The organism is Saccharopolyspora elongata, assembly GCF_004348985.1.
Taxonomy (GTDB): domain Bacteria; phylum Actinomycetota; class Actinomycetes; order Mycobacteriales; family Pseudonocardiaceae; genus Saccharopolyspora; species Saccharopolyspora elongata.
The window spans coordinates 95,929-119,521 of sequence record NZ_SMKW01000006.1 but is presented as its reverse complement, the minus strand read 5'-3'; the positions used below and the strand labels follow the sequence as shown (position 1 = coordinate 119,521).

Genomic DNA, 23,593 nt, shown 5'->3' with positions numbered 1-23,593 from the left:
GTGACCGCTGATGCGCCGACGCTTGTTGCTGGTGCTGCTCACCTTCTCGGTCCTCGCGGTGGCCGGGTTCGCCGCTCCGCTGCTGCGCGCCACCGCCGCGGAGCGAACGCAGCAGCTGGTGCTCGCCCGCACCGCCGACCTCGACCGCTTCGCCGCGCTCACCGATCACGCGTTCAGCACCGGCGACACCGCCCAGCTGCGTGCCGAGGCGAGCCGCTACGCGGAGCTCTACGGCGAGCCGCTGGTGGTGGTCGACACCAACCGGGTGCCGGCCGTGGAAACCGGCGGGATGCGCGCCACCGACGTCGTCGAGTCGATCGACAAGGCGCTGCGCAACGAGCTGGCCGGGCCGGTGCCGTGGCTGCGGCCGTGGTCCGAGGGCGAGCTGATCCGGTACCGGCCGGTCGGTGACGGCACCCGGGTGACCGGCGCGGTCGTCCTGCGCGCCTCGGTGCAGCACGCGACGCAGGACATCGCCGAGCGGTGGGCGCTGATCGTGGCGGGCGCGCTGAGCGCCTTGGTGGTGTGCGGGCTGCTCGCGTTGGTGCTCGCCCGGTGGATCCTGCGGCCATTGGCGGAATTGCGGGCCGGGGTGCGGGCGGTCGGCGCCGGATCGCGCCGCTCGCAGGTTCCGGAGGACGCCGGGCCGCCGGAGCTGCGGGAGCTGGCGGTGTCCTTCAACCGCATGTCGGAGGCCGTCGCGGACGCCGAGGAGCAGCAACGGCGCCTAGTCGCGGACGCGTCGCACCAGCTGCGCAACCCGATGGCCGCGCTGCGGCTGCGGGTCGACGCGCTGGAACGGCGGATCACGCCGGAAGGAGCGCAGACCTACCGTTCCACTTTGGACGAGGTGGACCGGCTGGAGTCGCTGCTGGACCGGCTGCTGGCCCTGGCCACGGCGGATCGCGAACCCGGCGGGTCCGCGGTGGAACCCAGCGACGTGGCGGCGGTGGCGGCCGACCGGATCGAGGCGTGGCGGCCGGCGGCCGAGGCGGCCGGGGTCCGGTTCGCCGAGGCCCGGCTCGACGACGCCGAGGCGGACCTCCCGGCCGACGACCTCGCCCAGATCCTCGACATCCTGCTGGACAACGCCATCAAGTACGCCGGATCGTCGGCGACCGTGTCGGTGCGCTGCGAGGCCGGTCCGGGCAGCTGCGCGCTCACCGTCAGCGACACCGGACCCGGCCTGTCCGATGCGGAGATATCCCTTGCCGCGCAACGCTTCTGGCGCGCCGGGCGGCATCGCGGCAGCCGCGGTTCCGGGCTCGGGCTGGCCATCGCCGACCGACTGGTGACCGCGCGCGGCGGCTCGCTGCGAATCGAGCCCGTCCGGCCGCACGGGTTGTCGGTGCGGCTCGATCTGCCGGTCCGGGAGGAGACGTGATTCGCCGCCGAGCCCTGCTCGCCCTGGCCGGTGCAGGGCTGGTCAGCGCCTGCTCCGGGCGGACGCCCGAGCGCACGCTGCGCATCGCCGCTGGCGAGCCGGGCGGCTTCTACACGGCCTTCGCCGGTCAGCTCGCCGCCGAGGTTTCCGCGGCGGTGCCCGGGCTGCGGATGCCGGTGCTGAGCAGCCAAGGCAGCGTCGCCAATGTCGAGCTGCTGCGCGACGGGTCGGCCGATCTGGGCATGGTGCTCGCCCACACCGCGGCGGCGGCGCAGAACGGCGATCTCGGCCCCCGGGTTCAGCTGCGCGCCCTCGGGCAGGTTTACGAGAACTACACGCAGCTCGTCGTGCTGGCCGACAGTCCCGTGCACAGCCTCGCCGAGCTGGCCGAACGCACGGTGTCGATCGGCGCGCCGAAGTCCGGGACGGCGTTGCTGGGTGCGCACCTGCTGGCGGCGCATCCCGGGGTGCGCCGCGAATCGCTGCCGCTGGAAGAAGCGATCGACGCGTTGGAACGCGGCCGGATCGACGCGCTGCTGTGGTCCGGCGGCCTGCCGACGCCGGTGCTCAAGACGCTCGACGACCGGGTCGGCATCCGCCTGCTGCCGCTCGATGCGGCGGAGGCCGGCTGCGGGCCGCTGTGCGACCCGGTGCTGGTGCCGCCCGGCGCCTACCGGCGGACCAGCCGGACTCCGACGGTCGGCGTGCCCAACATCCTGGCCTGCACCCCGGAACTCCCCGCCGACCTGGCCGAAGCGGTGGTCCGGGTCCTGGTGCTGCGAGCGCCGTTTCTGGTGCCGCAGCAGACGGTGGGAACCCAGTTCCTGGACGTCCGGAACCTGATCAGCACGGGAGCGGTCCCCCTGCACTCGGGCGCCGAACGCGCCTACCGCGACCTCCACGGCTGACCCGCCCGCCCGGGAAAACTCCCAATTTTGCCTAAAATCGGAAACCCAACGACCCCCACACGCGACACGGCCACGCCGAAGAGCTCCCAATTTTGCCTAAAATTGGGAACCCAACGACCTCCGCAGTCGGCTCGGCTTCGCCGCGAGGCTCCCGATTTTGCCTAAAATTGGGAGCCTCGGTGACCTCCGCGGGCGCGTCGGGGCGGCGTTGTCGACGGTCGGTGGATCCCCGGTGGCGTCAGGTGATCACGAAGGTTTGCGTGGTGCCGGTGAAGGCGTTGATCGAGCCGTTCCAGCCGTTCTTCCAGTTGCCGCGGTGGACTATCCGGTAGCGGCCGGCCGGGGCGTTGTCCGGGACGTCCCAGGTGATCGTCGCCGTCGAGGTCGCGACACCGATGCGCGCCCAGTGGTACTTCGTCGACCAGTGCCGGTCGTCGGCCACGCGCCGCCACCCGCCGTCCACCTGGCGCTGGACCTCGGCGAAGGTGCCGCCGCGGCGCAGGTCGTTCTTCGGGTGGCCGGTCACGAACGCCGCCGAGACCTGTTCGCCGCGCCGGTAGCGGTTGGCGGGTTCGGTGAGCACGTCGCCGAATTCGCGGCCCGGCGGCTTGTCGTCGAAGACCACGCCGGGCTGGAAGTTGATCAGCTTGCCGCGCAGGTCGCGCGGGGTCGGCCCGGGCGGGACCGGCTTCCCGGACCGCATCGCGGCGGCCAGCCGGGTGAACTCCTGCTGGTAGGCGGGCAGCGTGTACCTGCCGAACAGGGTGGAGGCGCCCTCGTACTGCTGCGCGTCGTACTCCTCCGGCGTGGTCACGTACTGGCTGTACGCATTGGCGTAGCCCTGCACCAGCACGTTCTCCAGCGGCACGCCCAGCTCGTCGGCGACGGCGCGGCGGATCCGCAGCCCGGCCACGATGGTGAACTCGGCGGGCCCGGCCACCAGGTGCAGCTGGCCGATCCGGATCAGTTGCAGCGGCAGCACTTCCGGGCACCACGGGTAGGGCTTCATCGCGCCGAAGGGCACCGCGATCGGCTTGGGCGCCTGCGCGTCCGCCAGCCCCGCCGGGATGGACGCGTCCGCGCCGCCGAGCCAGTCCAGGAACGGGTTGCGGATGCCCTCGGGGATCGGGAGTCCCGGCCCGTCCTCGCGGCTTCCGGCGAGCATGGACACGCCGATCGCGGCGGTGCAGGTGGAGTGCTGCTCGCCGTCCGGCGTGAACCGACCGTCCACAGTGACCTTCGACATGTCCACGAAGCACATCCGGTGGTCCACGGCGCCGCCGACCTGCTCCCCCGCCGCGTCGAAAGCGCGCTTGGCGGCGCGGAACTGGCGGTCGCCGATGATCCGGGTGTTCTCGAACTCGTCGTCGGTCGGGCCGGAACCGGGCGCCAGGTTCAGGTTGGGCGACATGTCGCCCGCGTTGGTCTGCGCGAAGCAGGCGACGAAGTCGTCCCCGAGCTGTTCCCAGGCGAACGCCGCGTAGCCCTTGTTGTCCGAGCTGATCAGCCGGTTCTCGTTGGTCATCGAGGTGCCGTGGGTGGCGAACCAGGTGATCGCGCCGACGTCCCGGCCGCCCTGCACGAAGCGCAGCACGGTGACCGCCGGGTCGATGGCCAGCGGGAAGTGGTCCTTGTCCGCCCGGGGGTTGAGGTCGAACGCGCTGCGCGACCGGTTCACGCTGGCGTCGGTCAGCACGGCCCGGCCCAGGTGCAGGGTGCCGGGCTTGAGGTCGTCGTGCGCTCGGGAGATCGCTTCGACGATCCCGTCCACGACGGCGTTGTAGGTCTGCTCCTGGAAGCCGAGGATCGACAGGTCATAGGCGGCGTAGTGCGAGTCGCCGCCGCACGCGGCGTGCGTGTGCGTGGCGTTGAGCAGCACGTTCTGCTCGGTGTAGAGCTCGGCGCGGGTTTCGGCGAGCTTGCGCAGAACCCCTTGGTGCACCGACTGGAACAGCGCGCCGAGCTCGGCGGTGACGAACGCGATGCGCTTGTCGCCGTCGGCCACGATGAACGCGCGCGCGAGGGTGCGCAGGTGGATGCCCGCGGTCTGCTGCTGGGGCATCGAGTAGCCCATCATGCCGTTCTCGGCGGCCGGGCCGGTCACGTCGGCGACGCCACGGCCGACCAGGTAGCCGGTCGGGCGGGCGGGTTCAGCGGCGGCGCTGGTGCCGCCGAGCGCCGAAGCGACCAGCGGTGCCGCCGCGGCGGCGGCCAGCACACGTCTCCTGGCAACGGGCATGTGCCTGCACTCCTCGATGAATGCGAACCAAATTCACGTTCTTGGTCGAGGGGAGGCTACGTGATCCCGTTCACTCTGCCAAGGGAGCGGTCAGGCCATCAGGGCGCCGACCAAGCTGTCCTGGACCCAGGTGAGCCACTGGTAGACGCCCAGGTGCTCGCGGCGCATGTCGTCGTCGGGCACGTCGTCCGGCATCTCCTCGTCCACGTCCAGCGCCGTGCCCAGTGCCAGCCGGACGTCGTTGAGCGCAGCCAGCCATCCGTCGGCCTGCTCGCCCGTCAGCTTGACCCGGCCCCCCATCGGCGGGCACGTCTCCAGCACCAACGCGGCCGCCCCGGTCTTGGCCTCCAGCAACCCCGGCTCGTGCAGCGACCGCATCGCGCCGGCCGCGTCCGACTCCTCCTCGTCGGTCTCGCCGGTGATCGGGTCGCGCCGGTAGAAGTCCGGCAGCAGCCGCGCCAGCACGCGGTCCTCCGGCGGCGTCGCCGGCCCGGTGCGGATGCCGGTCAGCTCGGCCAGCTCGTCCTTCGGCGCCTCGTCGGCGCGAGCGGTGAGCATGTCCTTGAGCTGCCCCACCAGGCCCCGGATGACCGCGGCCTCCTGCTGCGACAGCTCGGCCAGCACGTGACCGTTCTTGCGGGTCCAGCCTTCCACTCAGGAATCCTTCTGCATCGTCGCCCACAGGCCGGCGGCATGCAGCTTCGCCACGTCTCCCTCGACCTTCTCCTTGGAGCCCGAGGAAACCACCGCCTTGCCCTTGTGGTGCACGTCCAGCATCAACTTCGTCGCATGATCCCGGGTGTACCCGAAGATCTTCTGGAGCACGTAGGTCACGTAGGACATCAGGTTGACCGGGTCGTTCCACACCACGGTCACCCACGGCTTGTCCTCGGTACCGAGTGCATCCGGTTCGAGTTGCGCGCGCTCGATTTCAGCGGGCGAGGTCATGGCCCCATCGTCGCACGCGGCCGTCACAGCAGTGTCGACCGCACGGGCAAACCCGGCACGCACGGGGTTCGCGCTGCGAATGCGCGCCGACCACCACGTAATCTCTGCGGCATGAGCTCTCCGACGGGCAGCACCGCGCTGCTGACGGACCAGTACGAGCTGACGATGCTCGCGAGTGCGCTGCGGGACGGCACCGCGCACCGCCCGTGCACCTTCGAGGTGTTCACCCGGCGGCTGCCGGACGGCCGCCGCTACGGGGTCACCGGCGGCACCGGCCGGGTGCTCGACGCGATCGAGAACTTCCGGTTCGGCGAGGCCGAACTCGAACAGCTCGCCGCCACCCGCGTCGTGGACGACGCGACCCTGGAATGGCTGCGCGACTACCGGTTCCAAGGGCAGGTCGACGGCTATCCCGAGGGCGAGCTGTTCTTCCCCGGCTCCCCGCTGCTGACCGTGCGCGGCACGTTCGCCGAGGCAGTGGTGCTGGAGACGCTGGTGCTGTCGATCCTCAACCACGACAGCGCGATCGCCGCCGCGGCGGCCCGGATGGTGTCGGCGGCCAACGGCCGGCGGATGATCGAGATGGGCTCGCGGCGCACGCACGAGGAAGCGGCCGTGGCCGCGGCGCGGATCGCCTACCTGGCCGGTTTCACCGCCACCTCGAACCTGGAGGCGGGCCGCCGCTACGGCATCCCGACCGCGGGCACGGCGGCGCACGCGTTCACGCTGCTGAACGACTCCGAGCGCGCCGCTTTCGAATCGCAGGTCGCCTCGCTGGGCACCGGCACCACGCTGCTGGTCGACACCTACGACATCACCCGCGGCATCGAGCTCGCGGTGGAGGTCGCCGGGACCGGGCTGGGCGCGGTCCGGATCGACTCCGGCGACGTCGGCGTGCTCGCCCAGCAGGCCCGCGACCAGCTCGACGGGCTCGGCGCGACGGGCACCCGGATCGTCGTCTCCGGCGACCTCGACGAGTACGCCATCGCCGCGCTGCGCGCCGAGCCGGTCGACGGCTACGGGGTGGGCACGGCGCTGGTCACCGGTTCCGGCGCGCCGACCGCCGAGATGGTCTACAAGCTGGTGGAGGTCGAGGGTCGGCCGGTCGCGAAGCGCAGCTCGCACAAGACGTCCCGCGGCGGCCGAAAGGCCGCGGTGCGGCGGTACAAGGAGACCGGAACCGCCGTGGAGGAGGTCGTGTACCAGGTCGCGCCGGGCGCCTCCGAGCCGGTGCTCGGGCCGCACGACCGGTTCCTGCAGATCCCGTTGATCCGGGACGGGAAGCGGGCCGACGGCGTGCCGACGCTGGAGGAGGATCGGCAGCGGCTGCGGCACGCGCTCGTGACGCTGCCGTGGGAGGGCCTCAAGCTCTCGCACGGCGAACCGGCGATCCCGACGGTTTTCCACGAGGCCTGAAGCTTCCCGCCGGGCCCGGCGGCGCTCCAGAATTGCGGTAACGGCGAGGGGGACGTGATGACCAAAGCGTTGATCATCGTGGACGTGCAGAACGACTTCTGCGAGGGCGGCTCGCTGGCGGTGGCCGGCGGCGCGGGCGTGGCGACGGAGATCTCGCGGTACCTCGCGGGATTCGACCACGACCACGTGGTGGCCACCCGCGACTACCACATCGACCCGGGCGCGCACTTCAGCGACGAACCGGACTTCGTCCGCTCCTGGCCGCGGCACTGCGTGGCGGGCACTCCAGGCGCGGCGTTCCACCCGGAACTGGACGTGGGCCCGGTGGAAGCGGTGTTCTCGAAGGGCCAGTACAGCGACGGCTACTCGGGCTTCGAGGGCATCGACCTCCGGGACCGGCCGCTGCGCGACTGGCTGGCCGACCACGGCGTCCGCCGGGTCGACGTCGTGGGCATCGCGACGGACCACTGCGTCCGGGCGACGGCGCTCGACGCGGTCCGGGCAGGCCTGGACACCACGGTGCTCCTGGAGCTCACGGCGGGCGTCTCCCGCGAGACGGTCGACGCGGCGCTGTCGGAGCTAGACGCCGCGGGCGTGAACCTCATCGGCGAACCGGTGGTCCGGTAGCTACGTTTCCGCTGTTCAGGGCTCGTGAGCACTTTGGAGCGCTATAGCGATCCAATACACGCACGAGCCCTGACCTGCAGAGACGCCACCTTGCCGTGATGGCCGGCCGGGTCTCCGCGGTATCCATCGCGGAGCGGCTGCGGTAGCGCGGGGGCATCGGGGCTCTTGGACAGGGGGGCGCGGTAGTTTCTTCTCGTGCCCACCTCTGTCCCGCGATGGTCCGACCCGGTTGCGTTCGAGCCTGACGAAGACGACGAGCTGCCACCGGAGATCGCCGCCGACCTCGCCAAGGTGGGCAAGCGGGAAGCGCCGGAACTGCCGCTGACGGCCAAGCCCAAGCAGGACATCCCGGACCTGGCGACGCTGCTGGAGATCGCGATCACCGCGGTCGGCGGCGTGCCGCGCGAGGGCCAGGCCCGGATGGCCGCCGCCGTCGAGCACTCCATCGGCTCCGGCGAACACCTGGCCGTGCAGGCCGGCACCGGCACCGGGAAGTCGCTGGCGTACCTGGTCCCCGCGATCCGGCACGCCGTCGCTGAGGGCACCACGGTGGTCGTCTCGACCGCGACGATCGCGCTGCAGCGCCAGCTCGTCGACCGGGACCTCCCCCGGCTGGCGACCGCGCTCGCCGAGGCGATCGGCCGCCGCCCGACCTTCGCGATCCTCAAGGGCCGCCGCAACTACCTGTGCCTCAACCGCGTGCACGGCAACGCGCCCGAGGAGCCCGACGACGGCGCGCTGTTCGACGCCTTCGCCGCGTCCGCGCTGGAGCGGCAGGTCAAGCGGATCCAGGAGTGGGCCACCGAGACCGAGACCGGCGACCGCGACGAGCTCGTGCCCGGCGTCACCGACCAGGCGTGGCGGCAGATGTCGGTCACCGCCAAGGAATGCCTCGGTGTGCACCGCTGCCCGGTCGGCGTCGACTGCTTCGCCGAGCGCGCCAGGGCCGAGGCCGGGCGCGCGGACATCGTCGTGACGAACCACGCGCTGCTGGCCATCGACGCGCTGGACGACCGGCCGGTGCTGCCCGACCACGACGTCGTCCTCGTCGACGAGGCGCACGACCTGGTGGACCGGGTGACCTCGGCCGCCACCGGCGAGCTGACCGCGGGCGCGGTGCGGCTCGCGGCGCGCCGCTGCGGGCGGGCCATCGACGAGGAGATCGCCGACCGCCTCGTCGAGGCCGCGGAAGGCCTGGACCTGGTGCTGCAGGCGGCGAACCCCGGTCGGCTGGAAGAACTCCCGCAGGACCTCGGCGGCGCGCTGACGGTGACCCGCGACGCGGCCTGGGCGTGCATCAACGCGCTAGGCCCGGAACGCAAGGAAGACGCCGAAGGCAGCACGGCGCGCAAGCTCGCGCACGCCCTCACCGAAGAGGTCCACGACACCGCGGTGCGGCTCCTGGAAGCGTTCGACGACGAAAAGCAGTACGACGTCGTGTGGGTGTCCGCGGAACCCAACCGCCCGCCGACCGTGCGGGTCGCTCCGCTGGGAGTCGGCGGGCTGCTGCGGGACCGGCTCTTCGGGCAGCGCACCACGGTTCTGACCTCGGCGACGCTGGCGCTCGGCGGCTCGTTCGACACGCTCGCCCGGCAGTGGGGCCTGCCGCCGCAGCAGAAGGCCCAGGCGGCCGCCGGAATGGCCACCGCGAAGGAGGTCCCCTCCGACGCCGGCGGTCCGAAGTGGACCGGGCTGGACGTGGGTTCGCCGTTCGAGCACCAGCGCAGCGGCATCCTCTACATCGCCCGTCACCTGCCACCCCCGGGCCGCGACGGGCTGCCGCCGCAGTACCTGGACGAGCTGACCGAGCTGGTGCAGGCTGCGGGCGGGCGCACGCTCGGGCTGTTCTCGTCGATGCGCGCCGCCAAGCAGGCTTCGGAAGAACTGCGCGAACGGCTGAGCACGCCGGTGCTGTGCCAGGGCGACGACTCGACCGCGCTCCTGGTCCGCAAGTTCGCCGAAGACCCGGAGACCTCGCTGTTCGGCACCCTGTCGCTGTGGCAGGGCGTGGACGTGCCGGGCGATTCGCTGCAGCTGGTCATCATGGACCGCATCCCGTTCCCGCGGCCGGACGATCCGCTCGCCTCGGCCCGCCAGAAGGCGGTTTCCGAGCACGGCGGCAACGGGTTCATCACGGTGGCGGGCACGCACGCGGCGCTGCTGCTGGCGCAGGGCGCCGGGCGGCTGCTGCGCTCGCCGAAGGACCGCGGCGTGATCGCGGTGCTGGACCCGCGCCTGGCCACCGCGCGCTACGGCGGTTTCCTGCGCGCCTCGCTGCCGCCGTTCTGGACCACCCACGACCCGGAGGTCGTGCGCGGAGCCCTGCGAAGGCTGTCCGCAGCCGCATCGGAGGTCTAGCGGCGTCGCATTTTCAATTAGGTTTTTCCAACCTCGTTTTGGGTGGCGGTGCGGGTAGCGGAACCTCAGAAGCTCCCTGGACTGTGGGTGCCCCTCCTGATGTATGTCCAATACACGGCGGAGGGGCCGTCCTCGCCAGGAAGCCCCTGAGAACCCGCGGCGGTGCCAGTTGCGGGGGTGGGCTATGCGCCTGCGGCGCATGCGACACCCATCGACGTGCAGCTTTGCGACCCGCGGCTACGGGCCGACCAGGATGAAAAACGCTCAATGGAAGTCAGATTTCCATTGAGATTGCGGGAATCCCGGATCGGGGTTCGGGGTGTCGTGATCGCCGCGCAGCTCGCGCCGGGCGGCTACCAGACCGGTGGTCCCTGTTCGACGCGGTCGAGCACCGGCCCGAGCCGGTGGAGGTCGTCGCTGGTCTGGAGCAGCCGCTCGTCCCACCAGGTGGCCCCGGCCTCGGCCAGCGGTCCGATCAGGTCGCGCGCCGCCGCGGGGTCGCCCGGGCTGACACCGCCCACGACGATCTCGAAAGGGTCGGCCCGCCGATCCGTGCGATGCCGGTGGACGTAGCCGACCAGTTCCCGCACTTCATCGACGCGCGGCGGGTGTCCGTGGCCGGCCGTTTTGAACAGGGGGACAACGCCGTCCCAACGCGCGGCGCGGCGCATCGGCGGGCGGTTCGGCCACACCCCGCCGATCCAGACCGGCGGACGAGGACGCTGCACCGACGCAGGCAGCAGGGTCACGTCATCGACGTAGTAGTGCCGACCGCGGTGGTTCACCGGCTCCCCGGACCAGTAGCGCTGCAGCAGGTCCAGTCCCTCGTCGAGGCGCTCGGCCAGCACCACCGGGTCGGTGGTTTCGCCGAAGCTGGCGAAGTCGCCGTCGATCGGCCCGCCGAGGCCCGCGCTGAAGATCACCCTGCCGCCGCTCAGCGAGTCCAGGGTGGCCACCTGACGGGCCAGCTGCTCCGGCCGCCGCCGCGCGACCGCGGCGACCAGCGTCCCCAGCCTCAGCCGGGAGGTCGCCAGCGCCGCGGCGGTCAGCAGCATCCACGGGTCGCCGAACTGCTGGCCTCGACGCTCGTCCTTGTCGGCACCACGTGATCCCAGACGAACAACGCATCCCAGCGCGCCTGCTCCGCCGCCGCGGCCACCTTCGCAACCGTTGCGGGATCGGCGAAATCGCCGAAGTTCGGGATGTTGATCGAAAAGCGCACCGATACCTGGTGTGCACGGCTCGACACGCAGAGCACCCGACTTTTCGGCAGCCTGCCGCTGCGGCAACCAGACCCGAGCGGCGCTACCGCGAACGCCACAAGCCCAGCTGAGCCGTTTTCGCTGCTCAGGCACCGTGCGTGTTTTGTGTCGCCATAGCAAGCACAAAACACGCACGGGCTCCCACCAGGCGAGACGGTGGATTTGTAGGAGATCGACAACTCGGTGTTGGGCTTTCTGTTCCGGCGGGGTTGGCGGGTAGGTTGAGCTCGCCGCGCTCATCGGGCCGCCGACGCCGCCCGATTCGACGAGAACCGCTGGTGAGGAACGCCCTGCCGGGCGGGACGCAGTCGAGGAGGAGGCGCGGCGCGAAGCCCGGCCCGGCAGCGCCGCCGGTCGGCCATGTTGTCGATCAACCGCTAGGGAGACGTCGTGTCCGCACCACGCCAAGCCGCGCCCGCCGCGAACCTGGCCAGGACTGTGGTCTTCGCCGCATTCATCGCCGTCCTCGGGATCTTCCCCGGCTTCTACCTCGGCGGCGCGGCGGTGCCGATCGTCCTGCAGAACGCGGGTCCGCTGCTGGCAGGCAGCATCCTCGGCGCCCGCCGGGGCGGCGCGGCCACGCTGCTGTTCCTCGCCCTGGTGGCGATCGGGCTGCCGCTGCTCTCCGGCGGTCGTGGCGGCCTCGCGCCGTTCATCGGGCCCAGCGGCGGTTTCGTGATCGGCTGGGTGGTGGCGGCGGTCGTCGTCGGCCTGATCGTGCAGCGCGGCCTGCCGAAGCCGGGCCTGTTCGTGCTGCTCGCGGCCAACGTCGCGGGTGTGGCCGTGGACTACCTGATCGGCATCCCGTACTGGGGCCTGGTCATCGGCGACCTGCGCGCGGCGGCGGTGCAGTCGCTGGTGTTCCTCCCCGGCGACGCCCTGAAGCTCGTCGCCGTCTCGCTCGTCGCCGTCGCGGTGCACCGCGCCCTCCCGGCGACGCTGACCGGCTCGGCGCGCCGCGCCACCGCCGAGGGCTGAGCGTGCTGCCGATCCTCGGCCGCTCCCCCGCTTCGCGGGTCGCGCACGCCGGAACGACGCTGGACGCTCAGGAGCTGCTCGCGCGGGCCTGCCGCGCTGCGCGGCTCCTGCCGCACGGCTCCAGGGTCGCCTTCGACGGAGGGGACGCGCTGACGCGCTTGACCCACTTCCTCGGTGCAGATCTCGCGGGCTGCGCAACCCTGCTCGCGGAACCCACCTGGACTGAAGCAGACCGCGCGGCGGTTCTCGCCGACGCCCGCCCGGATCTCGTGCTGAACCTGGACGAGCCGCCAACCGCAGACGAGAGCGAACGGACCGTTCACGCCACCTACCGGAACGAACGGGCCGTTCACCCCACCTACGGAGGCGAACAAGCCACCCGCTCAACCGAACCGAGCGAACGGACCGTTCACGCCACCAACCGAGACGAACAGGGCGTTCACTCCACAACCGAACCGAGCGAACGGACCGTTCACCTCGCCAACCGGAACGAACAGGCCGTTCACCGCACCGGCTCAACGCCGGCCGACACGGAGCGCACGCACTTCTACCTGCCCACCACCTCCGGCAGCAGCGGGTCACCGAAGGTGCTGATCCGGTCTCGGCGGTCGTGGCTGCGCAGCTTCGCCGCGCTCGGCCTGCCCTTGAGCTCGTCGGATCGCGTACTGATCCCCGGTCCGCTGAGTTCGTCGTTGTTCCTCTTCGGCGCGTTGCACGCGCTCCACGAGGGCGCCGACGTCGAACTGCTGGACAAATGGTCCGCCGCCGGTGCGGCCGCCGCTTCGCGACGGGCCACCGCGGTCCACCTGGTGCCCGCGATGCTCTCCGCTCTCGTGTCCACTTTGGAGCGTGATCCGGTGTTGCGGGCCGAATGCGGTTTGCGCGTGGTCGTTTGCGGCGGGGCCCGCGTGGACGACTCATTGGCGGAACGGCTCGCCAAGGCGCTTCCCGGGTGCGAGCTCGTCGAGTACTACGGATCGGCCGAGCATTCGCTGATCGCCGTTCGGCGCGGCGGTTCGCTGCGGCCGGTCGTCGACGTGGACGTGCGCGATCTCGTGGGCGGCGTCGGCGAGCTGTGGGTGCGCTCCGACCTGGTCTTCGACGGCTACCTCCGCGACGGGGCGATCGTGCCCGCGACGACCGAGGACGGCTGGTCGACCGTCGGCGATCGCGCCGTGCGGCACGCCGATGGGTCGCTGGAGGTTCTCGGCCGCCTCGGCTCGGCGATCAACACCGGCGCCCGGATCGTGGGCGCGGAGGAGGTCGAATCGGTGCTGCGCGGCGCCGAGGGCGTGCTTGACGTGCTCGTTTGCGCCAGCCCGCATCCGAGGCTCGGCGAGCTCGTCACCGCCGTCGTCGAGATCGACCCGGCAACACCACCGTCGCTGCGCGAACTCCGCGCGCGGGCCCGCAACGCGCTGGGTCCGGCGAAACGCCCCCGGCGCTGGCTGGCGGTGCGGGAGCTGCCCCGGACCGCGTCCGGCAAGCCCGCTCGCGCCCTGATCGCGAAGCGGCTGCGGACCGGAACCCTCGATGCGGAGGCGCTGTGAACCGGACCCCCGTCGTGATCGCCGCACGTCGCACCCCCATCGGCGAAGCCGGCGGCGTGCTGCGCCACCTGGCCGTCGACCGGCTCGCCGCGCCGGTGCTGCGCGCCGTCCTGGACGACGCCGGTGTGACCACAGGGGACGATGTGCTGCTCGGCAACGTGCTGGGCCCCGGCGGGAATCCGGCGCGGGTGGCGGCGTTGCGCGCCGGGTTGAGAGAGGCCACGCCCGGCATGACCGTCGACCGGCAGTGCGCGAGCGGGCTCACCGCGATCACCACGGCTGCGGCGATGATCCGCGGTGGCGCGGGCGACTGGTTCCTCGCCGGCGGTGCCGAGAGCCCATCGACCGCTCCTTGGCGGGCGTGGCGGCCGCGATCGGCGACCGAACCGCCCCGCTTCTACGACCGGGCACCGTTCGCCCCGGCCGAGATCGGCGACCCGGACATGGGCCCGGCGGCGGACCTGGTGGCCGCCGAGGCCGGGATTTCCCGGCAGCGCCAGGACGCTTTCGCCGCCCGCAGCCACGAACGCGCCGTGGCCGCGCGGCGGGCGGGCCGTTTCGACGCCGAGCTGGTGCCGGTCGGCGGCATCTCCGCGGACGAGCGGCCGCGCGAGGGCTTCACCGCCGAGCGGCTGGCCCGGTTCCGGCCCGCGTTCACCCCGGACGGGACCGCGACGGCAGCGAATTCCTGCGGCATAAACGACGGTGCCGCCGCCGTGCTGATCACCACCGAGGAGCAGCGCCGCCGGCTCGGCGTGCCGGGCCTGCGGCTGCTGGGCTGGCGCACGACGGGGGTCGACCCGAACCGGCTCGGTCTGGGCGCGGTGCCCGCCATGCGGGAACTGCTCGAGCAGCACGAGCCGGAGGTCGTCGAGTTCAACGAGGCCTTCGCCGGGCAGACCCTGGCCTGCCTGGACGCCGCGGGCATCGACGAGCGGCTGGCCGGGCCGGACGGCGGCGCGATCGCGCTCGGCCACCCCTGGGGTGCCTCCGGCGCGGTGCTCGTGGTGCGGTTGTTCGGCCGGATGGTGCGGGCGGACGGGCCGCGCGTGGGCCTGGCGGCGCTGTCCTCCGGCGGGGGTTTGGGCGTGGCCACGATGTGGGAGCGAGTGGGTTGATCGAGTTCGAGGACGTCGGGCACAGCTACGACGAGCGCACCGTGCTGGACGGCGTGGACCTGCGGCTGGCCGAGCGGCGGGTCGCCTTCGTCGGGGCGAACGGCTCCGGCAAGTCCACCCTAGCCCGGATGATCAACGGCCTGGTGCACCCCAGCCGCGGCCGGGTGCTGGTCGACGGGGTGGATCCGGCTCACAACGGCCGCGCGGTGCGGCGGCGGGTGGGGTTCATCTTCACCCACCCGGACAGCCAGATCGTGATGCCCACCGCGGGCGAGGACGTCGCGTTCTCGCTGCGCAAGCAGGGCCTTTCCAAGGCGGAGCGGCAGCGCCGGGCGGCGGAGGTGCTGGCCCAGCACGGGTTGGAGGGCTACGCCGAGCACCCGGCGCACCAGCTCTCCGGCGGCCAGAAGCAGCTGCTGGCGCTGTGCTCGATGCTCGTCCTGGAACCGGACGTGCTGGTCTGCGACGAGCCGACGACGCTGCTCGACCTGCGCAACAAGCGGCACTTCATCGACGTCCTGAACGGGCTGCCGCAGCAGGTCGTGCTGGTCACCCACGACCTGGACCTGCTGGACGGTTTCGACCGGGTGGTGGTGCTAGACGCGGGCAAGGTGGTCGCCGACGGCGAACCCGCCTCGGCCATCCCGTTCTACCGGGAGCTGATCAAGTGAGCCCGCTCGGCCTGTACGAGCCGGGGAACAGCCCGCTGCACCGGCTCGGCGCGGGGTGGAAGTTCCTGGCTCTGCTGGCCTTCGCGGTGCTGACCTTCGTGCTCGGGTCGCCGCTGGCGCTGGGCGGATGCGTGCTCGCGGTCGCGGTCGCGTACCTGGTCGGCCGGATCCCGCCGCGCCGCTGCTGGCAGGCCGTGCGGCTGCTCATCCCGTTGCTGCTGGTGGTCTTCCTGCTGCAGTGGTGGATGCTCGGCCTCGACACCGCCGCCGTGGTGTGCCTGCGGCTGCTCGGCGCGCTCACCGCCGCCAACCTCTTCACCCTGACCACCAGGGTCGACGACCTGGTCACCGCCGTGGAGCGCGGGCTCGGCCCGCTGCGGCGCTTCGGCATCCGGCCGGAGCGGATCGGCCTGCTGGTGGGCCTGACGCTCCAGGCGGTCGCGGCCCTGTCGACGATCGCGACGCAGGTGCGCGAAGCGCAACGAGCCCGGAACGCGGAGCGCTCGTTCCCCGCGTTCGCGGTGCCGTTCCTGGTCCGCACGCTCCGCCACGCCGACGAACTCGGCGAAGCCCTCGCTGCCCGCGGCGTCGGCGACGACTGACCCCGCTCGCACCGCCCGGCTACCTGTTCGGCCAGGTCAGGGCCCGTGAGTACTTTGGGTCGCTATAGCAGCACAAACCACGCACGAGACCTGACCAGGCAAAACCTGAAGCCCGAGGCGGCTCAAGACCGGAGGTAGGCGAGCACCGCGAGGACCCTTCGGTTGGTGTCCTCGGCCGGGGGCAGGTTCAGCTTCGCGAGGATGTTGCCGACGTGCTTGCCGACCGCTGCCTCGCTGACGACCAGCCTCCTGGCGATCTCCGCGTTGGAATGGCCCTCCGCCACCAGGGCGAGGACTTCGCGCTCCCGCACCGACAGAGCCGCCAGCGGATCGCGCTGCCGGTTCAGCAGTTGGCGCACCACCTGCGGGTCGACCACCGTCCCGCCCGCGACCACGTGCCGCAGCGCGCCCGCGAAGTCCTCGACGTCGACCACCCGGTCCTTGAGCAGGTAGCCGACCCGTTCGCCGCCGTGCGAGTCGAGCAGTTCGGCCGCGTAGCTCCGCTCGACGTACTGGCTGAGCGCGACCACCGCGAGCCCCGGGTTCGCGCGGCGGAGCTCCACGGCGGCCCGCAGGCCCTCGTCGGTGAAGCCCGGCGGCATGCGGATGTCGGTGATCACCAGGTCAGGATCGTGCTCGGCGACTCCCGTGGTCAGCGCGTCGGCGTCACCCACCGCGGCGGCGACCTCGAAGCCGAACCTGTCGAGCAGGCCGGCGAGGCCTTCCCGCAGCAGCACGCCGTCCTCGGCGAGCACTACTCGGATGGGACGGGACACGGCAGCTCCACGCGCAACAGGGTCGGGCCGCCGACCGGGCTGGACAACAACATCTTGCCGTCGATCACCGCGACGCGGTCCGCGAGCCCGGTCAGCCCCGTGCCACGCGCGGGATCGGCGCCGCCGCGGCCGTCGTCGGCGACCTCGACCGCCAGCACACCGGCATCCTGCCGAACCGTCACCGACACGGCCGTGGCGGCGCTGTGCTTGACGATGTTGGTCAACGCCTCGGCGACCACGAAGTACGCCGTCGCCTCGACGTGCGCGGGGAACCTGTCCGGCAGCCCGGCGTGCAGCGCCACCGGAACCGGGCAGCGGTCGGAGAGTTCGCCGAGCGCGGCGGGCAGTCCCCGGTCGGTGAGCACCCGTGGGTGGATGCCGCGCACCAGCTCGCGCAGCTCGGCCATGAGCTGCTTGGCCTCGTCGTGCGCGGCCGAAACGTTCTGGTGCGCCGCGGAATCCGCCGGCACGTCCAGCCGGGCGAGGCCGAGTTTCAGGGTGAGGCCGACCAACCGCTGTTGCGCGCCGTCGTGCAGGTCCCGCTCGATCCGCCGCCGCTCGACCTCGAAGGCGTCCACCAGCCGCGCCCTCGACCGCGACACCTCGACCAACTCGGTGCGCAGCCGTTCCCGGCCGTCGTGCAACAGCGCGCGGGCCAGCGCGGCATGCCCGGCGGCGAGCAGGCCGAGCAGCAACGGCACGACCGGGAGCGCGGCCAATGCGGGCAGCGCGTACCAGAGGGCTTCCCCGAAAGTGGTTGCGGTACCGAGGAAAATCGCCACCGGCTCGGTAGTGCCGATGGTCAGCAGCGGGCTGATCAGCATCATCAGCAGCACGAACGCGATCCCGAACACCAGCGCATGCGCCACGGGACCGGCGGTGGCGAGCAGGACGGCGTAAGCGACCTCCCGCCAGGTCGCCGGTTCCCGGTACCGGGCGCCCAGCCGACGCCAGGCACCGGTGGCCGCCAAGGCGCGGTGGCCGCTGCTGATCGGCCGGGGGTCGACGAGCCGCAGCCGCCACCGCTCCAGCTTCGCCAGGGGCATCGCGACCAGCGGGGCACCCGCCGCGAACAACCCGCAGCCGACGGCAACGACCACCAGGACCCCGCCCGGCGACGATCCGCCCTTGACCGCGGCCGCCACCACCGCCGTCCACAGCAGACCCGGGAAGGCGACCGCCGCCACCACCGGGATCGCGCCGAGGACGTAGCCCATCGAACCCCAATCGAGGAGCAGAACCCGGTGCTGCCGCAGCGTTTTCAGCCATGTTCGAAGTCGCACGGCCGCAAGCCAACCAGATCGCGGCGGCCCGATCAGCGGCACTGGCCCCCGTCTTCGGGGTATGCCCAGCCATACCCCGAACCGGACGGCTGCGCGTAGTGACCGGGACGCCGCCGCGCTGATCTGCTCGCGGCATGACGACCTCACAGCTCAGCCGATCCGCAGACCGGCCGAGAACGTCGCGGCGCCAGGGTGTTCTGGCGTTCGTCCTGCTCACCTTCGGCATCTCGTGGGCGGGCATGTTCGCGGCGGCGCTGCTGGGCTTCTCGCTGGCGAGCCCGCTGGCACAGCTACCGGCCGCGATGGGGCCGGCGGTCGCGGCGATCATCGTGCGGCGGTGGGTGACGCGGGAAGGCTTCGGCGACGCCGGGCTCCGGCTGCGGCTGCGCGGCAACCTGCGCCACTACCTCGCCGCCTGGCTCGTCCCGTACGCCCTGGCCGCCGGGGCCCTCGCGATCGCCGCCGCCACCGGCCTGTGGCGGCCGGACGAGCTGCCCGCCTGGTGGCTGATCCCGGCGCTGCTGCTCGTCGTGCCGGTGCTCACGCCGCTGTACTGGGGCGAGGAGTTCGGCTGGACCAGCTACCTCCGGCTGCGCGTGTGCCCCGGCCGGCCACAGCTGGCCACCGCGGTCACGGGGCTCGTCTGGGCGGTCTGGCACTACCCCCTGGCCTTCCTCGGCTACATCGAGTTCGACAACGTGCTGATCGGCCTGCCGCTCTGGACGGTGTCGTTCTACTTCCAGGAAGTCGTGCTGAGCTGGCTGCGGATCCGCAGCGGAACCATCTGGACGGCCAGCCTCGCGCACGGCGGCAACAACATGGTCCTCTCGCTGCTGACCGGCATGGCGCTCGAAGGGGCGGTCAGCGCGGAGGTCACCACGGTGGTCATGATGGCGCCGATCGCCCTGCTCGGCGCCTGGATCCTGATCAGCGGGCGCCTCCGACCCGCGGAACCGGGACTTTAGCCTCTGTCGTCGCGGCCCGGATGCTGGGCATATTGGTCGTTACCGGGGAAACCCGGCGACCGGCCCGAGGATGCAGTGGCCTTGACGACCATCAGGCCGCCAAAGACCTAGCAATCGAAAGATTGCAAAACATTCTCGGGCCCGGCCTATGTCCGGGCCCGTTTCAGGAGGCCCGTTTCCGCAGGTCACGGGGTCCGTGCGTGTTTCGTGCCGCTATGGCGACACAAAGTACTCACGGGCCGTTACCAGCGGGAACAGCACATTTCGCGGATCAGTTCCACTGGGCGAGGACCGTGACGGTGCCCGGATCCACCTCGGTGAAACCCGCGTCGCGCACCATGCCCACCCGTGCCTGCCGCCAGGCCGTCTCCGGATCGTCGCGCGGGTGCAGTCGCGCCCAGGTCGCCGCATCGGCGCGCCGGACCGAGCAGCGGAACCCGTCCGCCGCCCAGCCCTCCAGCTCGGCGTCCAGCCCCGCCCCGTGCAGCAGCGAGGCCAGGATCATCGTCGCGTGCCCCACCTGCGCCGCGGACTTCCCGGCGCTCATCGGCACGTCCGGGTTCAGCCACAGCGTCGGCATCCCTGGCAACGGCGCGCCCGGGTCGTCCGCCTCCAGCTCGCTGCCGGAGATCTGCAGGCGGCTGAGCTCCTTCGGCATGTCCGCCACCCGCATCGGCAGGAACGCCCGCACCTCGGCATTGCCGACGCGCACCGTGCGCCCGCGCAGCGACTGCACCGCCTCCCAATGCACGCCGCGCGCCCGCCGCGCCACCTTGCGGATGCGCCCGGAGATCCAGGTGTGCATGGCCTCGTGCCACTCGCCGCCCGGCTTGCAGCGCTCGTCGAGGCACACCTCGATCGCCGCCGCGGCGGCCGCCTCCAGCAGCGCAGTGCGGTCCGGCGGCTCGCGGCGCTCGATCCGCAGCACCATCGGCATCAGGACCACGTTCTCCGGGTCCTCGTCCGAGGTGTCCGCGGTCGCCGCCTCCGGCAGTGCCAGCCACGAGGCGTACCGGGCGATCAGCGGATCCAACACGGAGTGGGAATCAGACACACCTGGATTATCCGATCCCGCGCCACCGGTATTCCGCGCGGCTGCCGACGTCACACGTCCAGCGGCACCCGCCGCAGCACGCCGTCCTCGGTGTCCGCGGCCTCGATCTCGGCGCGGGTGACGCCGAGCACGAACAGCACGGTGTCCAGGAACGGGTACGACAGCGCGGTGTCGGCGACCTCCCGCAGCGCGGGCTTGGCGTTGAACGCCACGCCCAGCCCGGCGGCGGAGAGCATGTCGATGTCGTTGGCGCCGTCGCCGACCGCCACGCACTGCGCCGCGGGCACCCCGAACGACTCGGCGAACCGGCGCAGCGCCTTGGCCTTGCCGGCCCGGTCCACGATCTCCCCGATCACGCGGCCGGTGAGCTTGCCGTCCACGATCTCCAGCTCGTTCGCGGCGCTGAAGTCCAGCCCCAACTCGTCCACCAGCTGGTCGATGATCTGGGTGAACCCGCCGGACACGACGCCGGTGTGGAAACCCAGGCGGCGCAGCGTGCGGATGGTGGTGCGGGCGCCGCGGGTGAGTTCGAGCTCCGCGGCGACGTCGTCGAGCACCGACGCGGGCAGGCCCTCCAGCACCGCGACCCGCTGCCGCAGCGACTCCGCGAAGTCCAGCTCGCCGCGCATGGCCCGCTCCGTGACCTCGCGGACCTCCTGCTCGCAGCCGGCCCGCGCGGCAAGCATCTCGATGACCTCGCCCTGGATCAGCGTGGAGTCCACGTCGAACACCACCAGCCGCTTGGCCCGGCGGGCCAGCCCGGTGCGCTCGACGGCCAGGTCCACCCCGGTGCGCGCGGCCAGGTCGGCCACCGCCGAGGTCAGCGCGTCGTCCGAGCCCTCGCCGTTGTCCGGGGCGCTGACCTGCAGCTCCAGCCCGGTCACCGGGTAGTCGGCGACGCGGCGGATGGAGTCGATGTTCACGTCGAGCTCGGCGAGGCCGCGCGCGACGTCGCTGAAGTTCCGGGCGGTCACCGGCTGCCCGAGCACCACCACGACGTGCGTCGAGCCGAGCTTCGCGGCGCCGCCGTCCTCGGTGCCGATCGCCACGTCGACGGTCATGCCGACGGTGGCCATCGCCTGCTCGACGGCCTCCTGCAGCTGCTCCGGGTCGCGCTCGGTGGACACGAGCACGCCGAGCACCAGCCGGCCGCGGATCACCACCTGCTCCACGTCGACGATGTCCACGCCGTGCCGCGTCAGCGCGGCGAACAGCACGGAGGTGACCCCCGGCTTGTCCTTCCCGGTCACGGTGATCAGCACGGTGGTCGCGTTCACGGCTGCGGTTCTTCCTCTCTCGGCCCCAACAAACGTTAAGCCCCGGCGGGGCATGCCCGCCGGGGCTCATCGTCGAGCTAGCCCTACCCTGGCACAGTTTCGCCGTGCGGGGCTAGCGCGCAGGTCACTTCTCGGCGTCGCCCGACGCGCCGACCGCCGGCTTCTCCTCGTGCTTGTGGGCGAGGGTCTTGCCGGTAAGGCTGAGGTGCGCCTCCAGCCGCATCCGCTCCGAGATGTGCGGGTAGTGCAGCTCGAACGCCGGCCGCTCGGAACGGATCCGGGGCAGCTCGGTGAAGTTGTGCCGCGGCGGCGGGCAGGAGGTCGCCCACTCCAGGGAGTTGCCGTAGCCCCACGGGTCGTCGACGGTGACGACCTCGCCGTAGCGGTAGCTCTTGAACACGTTGTAGAGGAACGGCAACATCGAGGCGCCCAGGATGAACGCGCCGATCGTCGAGATCGTGTTCAGCATGGTGAAGCCGTCGGACTCCAGGTAGTCGGCGTACCGACGCGGCATGCCCTCGTTGCCCAGCCAGTGCTGCACCAGGAACGTGCCGTGGAAGCCGATGAAGGTCAGCCAGAAGTGCAGCTTGCCCAGCCGCTCGTCCATCATCCGGCCGGTGATCTTCGGGAACCAGAAGTAGATGCCGGCGAAGGTGGCGAACACGATCGTGCCGTAGAGCACGTAGTGGAAGTGGGCCACCACGAAGTAGGTGTCCGAGACGTGGAAGTCGACCGGCGGCATGGCCAGCAGGACACCGGTGAGGCCACCGAAGAGGAAGGTGACCAGGAAGCCGACGCTGAAGATCATCGGCGTCTCGAAGGTCAGCTGCCCCTTCCACATGGTGCCGATCCAGTTGAAGAACTTCACACCGGTCGGGACCGCGATCAGGAACGTGGTGAACGCGAAGAACGGCAGCAGCACCGCGCCGGTGGCGTACATGTGGTGCGCCCACACGACGACCGACAGGGCCGCGATGCCCAGCGTGGCCAGCACCAGGCCGGTGTAGCCGAACAGCGGCTTGCGGCTGAACACCGGGAAGATCTCCGAGACGATGCCGAAGAACGGCAGCGCGACGATGTAGACCTCGGGGTGGCCGAAGAACCAGAACAGGTGCTGCCAGAGGATCACGCCGCCGTTGGCCGGGTCGAACACGTGCGCACCGAGGTGGCGGTCGGCCATCAGGCCCAGCAGCGCGGCGGTCAGGATCGGGAACGCCATCAGGATCAGCAGGCTGGTGACCATGATGTTCCAGGTGAAGATCGGCATCCGGAACATCGTCATGCCGGGCGCGCGCAGGCAGACCACGGTGGTCAGCATGTTGACCGCACCAAGGATGGTGCCCAGACCGGAGACCGCCAGGCCGGCGATCCACATGTCCGCGCCGTGCCCCGGCGAGTGCAGGGCGTCCGACAGCGGGGTGTAGGCGAACCAGCCGAAGTCGGCGGCGCCACCCGGCAGCAGGAAGCCGCTGACGACCATCAGGCCGCCGAACAGGTACAGCCAGTAGCCGAGGGCGTTCAACCGCGGGAACGCGACGTCCGGCGAACCGATCTGCAGCGGCAGCACGTAGTTCGCGAAGCCGAACAGGATCGGCGTCGCGTACAGCAGCAGCATGATCGTGCCGTGCATCGTGAACAGCTGGTTGTACTGCTCCTGCGACAGGAACTGCATCCCCGGAACGGCGAGCTCACCGCGGATCAGCATCGCCATCAGGCCGCCGACCAGGAAGAACGCCATCGACGTGACCAGGTAGAGGATGCCGATTTGCTTGTGGTCCGTGGTGCGGAACATCCGCGCCAGGAATGACCCCTTGACCGTTTTGCGCACCGGATAGGGGCGCGTGGCGATCGGCTGTGGCGCGACGGCCGTCACGGTGCCTCCTGCACTCCCTTTGAAGCCTCTTCGAACCCGACTAGGGTTCGCCCGACCCGGTTGGGTCGGTTGACAGCATGCGACACCCTGCAGGACCCCTGCAGCGCAAGTCAGTCGCGATGCCTGCCGACTGCGGATACTAGTCCGGGCGTCCGGCCGCAGTTCGGCCGGGCCGTAGCCACCCTATTCATTGCGACGTGCCCAGTCACGCGTAGTGAGATCAACTCGACAGCACGCGCCCGGCGAGCGGTTCCCGGCGACGTCGGCCGCACGCGCCCGCGGGGCGCCGGTTAGCCTACGGGGC

21 protein-coding genes are annotated in these 23,593 nt (G+C 71.5%); 11 read left to right on the top strand and 10 right to left on the bottom strand.

Annotated features, from left to right (window positions below; translation table 11 throughout):
* The first annotated feature begins 10 nt into the window (after nt 1-10).
* Both E1288_RS07180 and E1288_RS07175 read left to right on the top strand, forming a co-directional pair.
* Nucleotides 11-1,384: a sensor histidine kinase gene (locus E1288_RS07180; RefSeq protein WP_132482489.1), complete on the top strand. Its 1,374-nt coding sequence runs from the start codon at nt 11-13 to the stop codon at nt 1,382-1,384.
* Nucleotides 1,384-2,292 (top strand): TAXI family TRAP transporter solute-binding subunit, encoded by a 909-nt coding sequence (locus E1288_RS07175; RefSeq protein WP_132482654.1) that lies wholly within the window; start codon nt 1,384-1,386, stop codon nt 2,290-2,292. The genes E1288_RS07180 and E1288_RS07175 overlap by 1 nt, the downstream gene beginning before the upstream one ends.
* Nucleotides 2,293-2,530: 238 nt before the next feature.
* Here E1288_RS07175 and E1288_RS07170 read toward each other — a convergent pair whose 3' ends face one another.
* The 3 genes from E1288_RS07170 to clpS form a co-directional block, all read right to left on the bottom strand.
* Entirely contained in the window at nt 2,531-4,531 is a 2,001-nt protein-coding gene (locus E1288_RS07170; protein WP_132482487.1) for a neutral/alkaline ceramidase, read from the bottom strand.
* Nucleotides 4,532-4,621: 90 nt separating this feature from the next.
* Nucleotides 4,622-5,185 carry a DUF2017 domain-containing protein gene (locus tag E1288_RS07165; protein WP_132482485.1) on the bottom strand — a complete coding sequence of 188 codons (564 nt, stop codon included), beginning with the start codon at nt 5,183-5,185 and terminating at the stop codon, nt 4,622-4,624.
* Nucleotides 5,186-5,479, bottom strand: coding sequence for an ATP-dependent Clp protease adapter ClpS (gene clpS / locus E1288_RS07160; RefSeq protein ID WP_010693751.1), 294 nt, complete (start codon nt 5,477-5,479; stop codon nt 5,186-5,188).
* 111 nt (nt 5,480-5,590) lie between these two features.
* Between clpS and E1288_RS07155 the strand changes: the two genes are divergently transcribed.
* From E1288_RS07155 to E1288_RS07145, 3 genes are all read left to right on the top strand, one after another.
* Entirely contained in the window at nt 5,591-6,895 is a 1,305-nt protein-coding gene (locus E1288_RS07155) for a nicotinate phosphoribosyltransferase (protein WP_132482483.1), read from the top strand.
* Nucleotides 6,896-6,952: 57 nt separating this feature from the next.
* Entirely contained in the window at nt 6,953-7,522 is a 570-nt protein-coding gene (locus tag E1288_RS07150; protein ID WP_132482481.1) for a nicotinamidase, read from the top strand.
* A 195-nt stretch (nt 7,523-7,717) separates the two neighbouring features.
* On the top strand, nt 7,718-9,880 hold the full coding sequence (locus E1288_RS07145) for an ATP-dependent DNA helicase (RefSeq protein WP_132482479.1): 2,163 nt from the start codon (nt 7,718-7,720) through the stop codon (nt 9,878-9,880).
* Nucleotides 9,881-10,233: 353 nt separating this feature from the next.
* Here the strand turns inward: E1288_RS07145 and E1288_RS07140 are convergent, their stop codons facing one another.
* Nucleotides 10,234-10,935 carry an LLM class flavin-dependent oxidoreductase gene (locus E1288_RS07140; protein ID WP_207954226.1) on the bottom strand — a complete coding sequence of 234 codons (702 nt, stop codon included), beginning with the start codon at nt 10,933-10,935 and terminating at the stop codon, nt 10,234-10,236.
* Complete coding sequence (locus E1288_RS47905; protein WP_207954225.1) at nt 10,926-11,201, bottom strand: hypothetical protein; 276 nt, start codon at nt 11,199-11,201, stop codon at nt 10,926-10,928. The genes E1288_RS07140 and E1288_RS47905 overlap by 10 nt, the downstream gene beginning before the upstream one ends.
* A 331-nt stretch (nt 11,202-11,532) precedes the next feature.
* Here E1288_RS47905 and E1288_RS07135 point away from each other — a divergent pair, with 331 nt between their 5' ends.
* The 5 genes from E1288_RS07135 to E1288_RS07115 are packed head-to-tail and all read left to right on the top strand — an operon-like array spanning nt 11,533 to nt 16,061.
* Nucleotides 11,533-12,120 carry a biotin transporter BioY gene (locus tag E1288_RS07135; protein ID WP_132482477.1) on the top strand — a complete coding sequence of 196 codons (588 nt, stop codon included), beginning with the start codon at nt 11,533-11,535 and terminating at the stop codon, nt 12,118-12,120.
* A gap of 2 nt (nt 12,121-12,122) precedes the next feature.
* Nucleotides 12,123-13,670 carry an AMP-binding protein gene (locus E1288_RS07130; RefSeq protein ID WP_165968020.1) on the top strand — a complete coding sequence of 516 codons (1,548 nt, stop codon included), beginning with the start codon at nt 12,123-12,125 and terminating at the stop codon, nt 13,668-13,670.
* Nucleotides 13,667-14,788, top strand: coding sequence for a thiolase family protein (locus tag E1288_RS07125; RefSeq protein WP_132482475.1), 1,122 nt, complete (start codon nt 13,667-13,669; stop codon nt 14,786-14,788). The genes E1288_RS07130 and E1288_RS07125 overlap by 4 nt, the downstream gene beginning before the upstream one ends.
* Entirely contained in the window at nt 14,785-15,459 is a 675-nt protein-coding gene (locus E1288_RS07120) for an energy-coupling factor ABC transporter ATP-binding protein (protein ID WP_132482473.1), read from the top strand. The genes E1288_RS07125 and E1288_RS07120 overlap by 4 nt, the downstream gene beginning before the upstream one ends.
* Nucleotides 15,456-16,061: an energy-coupling factor transporter transmembrane component T family protein gene (locus tag E1288_RS07115; RefSeq protein ID WP_132482471.1), complete on the top strand. Its 606-nt coding sequence runs from the start codon at nt 15,456-15,458 to the stop codon at nt 16,059-16,061. The genes E1288_RS07120 and E1288_RS07115 overlap by 4 nt, the downstream gene beginning before the upstream one ends.
* A gap of 122 nt (nt 16,062-16,183) precedes the next feature.
* Here the strand turns inward: E1288_RS07115 and E1288_RS07110 are convergent, their stop codons facing one another.
* Together E1288_RS07110 and E1288_RS07105 are read right to left on the bottom strand one after the other, a co-directional pair.
* Nucleotides 16,184-16,825: a response regulator transcription factor gene (locus E1288_RS07110; RefSeq protein WP_132482648.1), complete on the bottom strand. Its 642-nt coding sequence runs from the start codon at nt 16,823-16,825 to the stop codon at nt 16,184-16,186.
* Nucleotides 16,816-18,120: a sensor histidine kinase gene (locus tag E1288_RS07105; RefSeq protein ID WP_207954224.1), complete on the bottom strand. Its 1,305-nt coding sequence runs from the start codon at nt 18,118-18,120 to the stop codon at nt 16,816-16,818. The genes E1288_RS07110 and E1288_RS07105 overlap by 10 nt, the downstream gene beginning before the upstream one ends.
* Nucleotides 18,121-18,254: 134 nt before the next feature.
* On the opposite strand from E1288_RS07105, the gene E1288_RS07100 reads away from it, so the two are divergent.
* Nucleotides 18,255-19,085, top strand: a complete 831-nt coding sequence (locus tag E1288_RS07100; RefSeq protein WP_132482469.1) for a CPBP family intramembrane glutamic endopeptidase — start codon at nt 18,255-18,257, stop codon at nt 19,083-19,085.
* A gap of 271 nt (nt 19,086-19,356) precedes the next feature.
* On the opposite strand, the gene E1288_RS07095 is transcribed toward E1288_RS07100, so the two are convergent.
* The 3 genes from E1288_RS07095 to ctaD all read right to left on the bottom strand — a co-directional run bounded on the left by E1288_RS07095 (nt 19,357) and on the right by ctaD (nt 23,289).
* Complete coding sequence (locus E1288_RS07095; RefSeq protein WP_132482467.1) at nt 19,357-20,139, bottom strand: peptidyl-tRNA hydrolase; 783 nt, start codon at nt 20,137-20,139, stop codon at nt 19,357-19,359.
* Between the two features lie 50 nt (nt 20,140-20,189).
* Nucleotides 20,190-21,416 carry a phosphoserine phosphatase SerB gene (gene serB, locus E1288_RS07090; RefSeq protein ID WP_132482465.1) on the bottom strand — a complete coding sequence of 409 codons (1,227 nt, stop codon included), beginning with the start codon at nt 21,414-21,416 and terminating at the stop codon, nt 20,190-20,192.
* 124 nt (nt 21,417-21,540) lie between these two features.
* Nucleotides 21,541-23,289, bottom strand: a complete 1,749-nt coding sequence (gene ctaD / locus E1288_RS07085; RefSeq protein WP_132482463.1) for an aa3-type cytochrome oxidase subunit I — start codon at nt 23,287-23,289, stop codon at nt 21,541-21,543.
* Nucleotides 23,290-23,593: the final 304 nt, after the last annotated feature.

What these genes read in the sequence shown, in the direction of transcription:
- E1288_RS07180 (WP_132482489.1), top strand. Translation starts at nt 11, where the DNA reads ATGCGCCGACGCTTGTTGCTGGTGCTGCTCACCTTCTCGGTCCTCGCG.
- E1288_RS07170 (WP_132482487.1), bottom strand. Translation starts at nt 4,531, where the DNA reads ATGCCCGTTGCCAGGAGACGTGTGCTGGCCGCCGCCGCGGCGGCACCG.
- clpS (WP_010693751.1), bottom strand. Translation starts at nt 5,479, where the DNA reads ATGACCTCGCCCGCTGAAATCGAGCGCGCGCAACTCGAACCGGATGCA.
- E1288_RS07155 (WP_132482483.1), top strand. Translation starts at nt 5,591, where the DNA reads ATGAGCTCTCCGACGGGCAGCACCGCGCTGCTGACGGACCAGTACGAG.
- E1288_RS07150 (WP_132482481.1), top strand. Translation starts at nt 6,953, where the DNA reads ATGACCAAAGCGTTGATCATCGTGGACGTGCAGAACGACTTCTGCGAG.
- E1288_RS07140 (WP_207954226.1), bottom strand. Translation starts at nt 10,935, where the DNA reads ATGCTGCTGACCGCCGCGGCGCTGGCGACCTCCCGGCTGAGGCTGGGG.
- E1288_RS07100 (WP_132482469.1), top strand. Translation starts at nt 18,255, where the DNA reads ATGACGACCTCACAGCTCAGCCGATCCGCAGACCGGCCGAGAACGTCG.